Source organism: Bacillota bacterium, assembly GCA_040754675.1.
Classification (GTDB): Bacteria; Bacillota; Limnochordia; order Limnochordales; family Geochordaceae; genus Geochorda.
Genome location: JBFMCJ010000483.1, coordinates 1 through 3,056 on the forward strand (window position 1 = coordinate 1; position 3,056 = coordinate 3,056).

The 3,056-nt window shown below is 70.6% G+C and carries 3 protein-coding genes; all 3 read right to left on the bottom strand.

Annotation, left to right across the window (positions count from 1 at the left end):
• Positions 1-91: 91 nt before the first annotated feature.
• Complete coding sequence (locus tag AB1609_19450) at positions 92-1,384, bottom strand: TRAP transporter large permease (GenBank protein ID MEW6048619.1); 1,293 nt, start codon at positions 1,382-1,384, stop codon at positions 92-94.
• Positions 1,374-1,970: a TRAP transporter small permease gene (locus AB1609_19455; protein ID MEW6048620.1), complete on the bottom strand. Its 597-nt coding sequence runs from the start codon at positions 1,968-1,970 to the stop codon at positions 1,374-1,376. Before AB1609_19455 ends, AB1609_19450 begins: the two co-directional genes overlap by 11 nt.
• 15 nt (positions 1,971-1,985) lie before the next feature.
• A partial coding sequence (locus AB1609_19460) for a TRAP transporter substrate-binding protein (protein MEW6048621.1) occupies positions 1,986-3,056 on the bottom strand: 1,071 nt, incomplete at its 5' end.

Sequence of the window (3,056 nt, forward strand, 5' to 3'; positions counted from 1 at the left end):
GGCGGTTCACGCCTCCCCTGTGATGGGCGGCCGGCGGCCCGGCCCCACCCTCGCGCCAGGCCCTGCCGGGCGCGGCGGCCGCGGTGGCCGGTCAGCGGATGGCGAGCGAGGGCAGCCACAGCGACAGCGCCGGCACGTAGGTCACCAGCAGCAGGACGGCGATGGAAACCAGGAGGAATGGCCACATGGCCCGGGTCATCGCCGTGAGCGGCACGCGGCTGATGGCGGAGACCACGAAGATGGAGGCCCCCACGGGCGGCGTCACCAGGCCAATGACGAGGTTGAGCACCATGATCACGCCGAAGTGGACAGGATCCACCCCCAGGCGGAGAACCAGCGGCATCAGCACGGGCACCAGGATGAGCAGGGCGGGCGCCGGCTCGAGCGGTACGCCGATGATGAGCAGGACCAGGTTGATGAGCAGGAGGATGGCCGCGGGGCTGGCGCCCAGGCCGGCCACCCACCCGGCCAGCAGCTGGGGGATGCGCTCCCGGGCCAGGATCCAGGCGAGCGCCTCCGTCGCCCCGATCATGAGCATGACGACCCCGGTGGTCAGCGCCGTTTCGACCAGGGCCCGGGCGATGCGGGCCGCATCGAGCTCGCGGTGAACCAGGAGCCCCACGCCCAGCGCGTAGAACACGGCGACCGCGGCCGCTTCCGTCGGCGTGAAGACGCCGCCCAGGATGCCGCCCAGGATGATGACCGGCATGGCCGCCGCCCAGGCCGCCTGCCGCAACGCGCTCCCGATCTCCCGCCACCCGGCGGCCTGGCCTGCCGGCAGGCCCTGCCGCCGCGCCACCCAGGCTCCCACCGCCATCTGGGCTGCCGCCAGCAGCAGGCCGGGTATCGCGCCGGCCAGGAAGAGCCGGGCAATGGAGACCTCCGCTTCCACCCCGTAGAGGATCATGGGAATGCTCGGCGGGACGATGGGGCCGATGAGTGACGCCGCCGCCGTCACCGCGGCGGCGAGCTCGCGGCGGTAGCCCGCCCGCTCCATGCCCGGAATGAGAATGGAACCCACGGCGGAGGCATCGGCGGCTGCCGACCCCGAGATTCCCGAGAAAAAGACGTTGGAGAGGATGTTCACGTGCACCAGGCCGCCGCGCAGCCGCCCCACCAGGGCGCCGGCAAGTCGCACGAGCCGCTCGCTCATGCCCCCCGCGTTCATCAGGGATCCGGCCAGCACGAAGAGAGGGATGGCCATCAGGTGAAACGAGTCCTGCGCTGCGAAGACCCGCTGGACCACAAGGGGTAGCGGCAGGGCGCCCGCCTGCAGGCCCAGCACCGCCGCCAGGCCCACGGCGAACGGGATGGGCAGGCCGAGAAACAGCAGCAGGATGCCGGAGATCCCGGCAACCGTGCTCACCGCCCGGTCACCGCCCACCCTCCTTGCCGGGCCCGGAAGGCGAGGCGGCTACCCTCGCCAGCAGATGCACCAGCATGACGCCGGCCCCTGCAGGGATCGCCGCGTACGGGACCCCCATGGGCAGCCCCATCGCCGGGGAGTGCTGCCTCATGTTGAAAGCCGCCAGCCGCCATCCGTACACGGCCAGAACCGCCAGGAAAAGCGCGGATAGCACCGCGCCCAGGCTGGCGGCAAGCCGGCGCGCCCTCCCGGACCACCTGGCCGGCAGGAGGTCGAGGCCGGGGTGCAGGCCGCGCCGCACCCCTCCGGCCGCCCCCAGCGACGAAAGCCAGACGAAGCAGTAGCGTGCCAACTCCTCGGACCACGAAAGAGGCGTGCGCAGGACGAACCGGAACAGAACCTGCAGCGCCAGGGCCACGGCCATGGCCGCCGTGAGCGCGGCGGCCAGCATCACCGTCAGGCGATCCAGGCCATCCGATAGCCACCCCACCGCGCGTGCGGCCATCGACCCCGTACGCAGGACGATCCCGGCCAGCCCTGTCCTGCCGCCCGCCACCGCCGGGCGCTGCGAAAGTGCCGGCCGCTCGCCGCCGGAGGCGGTCACGCCCTCTCAGCCCGCCTACTTACCCGCCTGGATGATCCGGTCGATGAGGTCCCCGAACCGGCTGCGGTACTTGTTGTACACGGGTTCCATGGCCCTCTGGAACGCCGCTTTGTCCGGGTGCGTCACCTGCATGCCGAGGCGGCGGAGCTCATCAACCTGTTCGGCTTCCATCCGGCGCGCCACGGCCCGTTCGGACTGCGACACGTCGCGGGCGGTTTTCAGCAGGACTTCCTGCACGTCGGCGGGCAGGGATCGGAAACGGCCCGTGTTGATGATGATGACGGCCGGCGCGTAGAAGTGGCCGGTCATGGCGAGATACCGCTGCACTTCGTAAATCTTGTGGCTGGTGAGGACCGGGATGGGGTTTTCCTGGCCGTCGATGACCCCTTGCTGCAGGGCTGTGTAAACGCCGCCCCACGCCATCGGCGTCGCCAGCGCGCCGAGCGCGTTGAAACTGTCAACGTGGATGGGGTTCTCCTGCACCCGGATCTTGAGGCCGCGGACGTCCTCCGGCGTGTTGATGGGGCGTTTGCTGTTGGTGAGGTAGCGGAAGCCTTGTTCCCACAGCGAAAGGCCTGTGATGTTGAGATTGGCGCGGTTGAGGCGCTGCAGCAGATCCGCCCCGACGGGCCCGTCGAGGACGGCGTCCACGTGGCGGTAGTCCCGGAAGAGGAACGGCAGGTCCATGACCGAGAAGTCCGGCAGGAAGTTGGCGAGCACCGCGGTGCCGGTCACGACCAGGTCGATGCCGCCGAGCTGGAGTGCCTCGATCTCCTCCCGCTCACCGGGCCCAAGCTGCCCGCCGGGGTAGACGTCGATGCGCACCCGCCCGCCCGTCCGCTCCTCAACCAGGCGGGCGAACTCGGTCGCCCCGTAGTGGTACGGGTGCCCCGTCGCGACCACGTGGCCGAGTTTGAGCACGATCGGAGCGGACCCTGCCGGGGCTGACAGGGCCGGGAAAGCGGCCAGGACGGCCAGCAACGTGACTACGAAGACGGTAAGCAAAGCGGCAAGGACTCGACGCACCCGAACCCCTCCCTTGCGAGCAGGCAACGCTTCAAGCACCCCGCGAACGTGCCGGAGCGC